The organism is Neisseria sp. P0021.S007 (assembly GCF_051956855.1).
Genome location: NZ_JBQCXA010001381.1, coordinates 1 through 490 on the forward strand (window position 1 = coordinate 1; position 490 = coordinate 490).

The 490-nt window shown below is 49.0% G+C and carries 1 protein-coding gene; it reads right to left on the reverse strand.

The genetic code is table 11. The features are described from left to right. Positions 1-490 (reverse strand): POTRA domain-containing protein (locus tag ACTHUR_RS19285; protein ID WP_440400401.1); only part of this gene is annotated, 490 nt, incomplete at both ends.

Sequence of the window (490 nt, forward strand, 5' to 3'; positions counted from 1 at the left end):
TGGTGACGCTGCCGCCCCAATGTTTTTGGGCATCGTTGTTGAGTTGGATGGAGGCGGTGCCGTCATCATGCGGATAAACATCGATGCTGACGTTGTTGCCGGCAACATGGTTTGCCTGTTCAATACCTTGGTCGAGGTATTGGATGTTTAGAGGTTTGCCTTGATGATCGGGGAAGAGGGTATCGACGTTGACTGTACGGGAGCCGCCGGTAATCTCACGGATTTTGCCTTCGATGACTGCCAATTTCAGGACGCGTTCAGACGTGGTTTCAAATTTGATTTGCGTATGCGGATAGCCTTGAGCGATATACTCGGCAACGATGTCCCGGTTCAGTTGGTTGATGTTGTTTTGATTGATGCATTTGGGTAACTTGGCTTCAATCTTTTGGGAATCGATAAGGGTAATGCCGGAAAGCTCGATACCGGTGTAATCCAAGCATTCGGTATTGTTTTCAGACGGCACCTCTTGTGCAACCGTGTCGTTATCTTG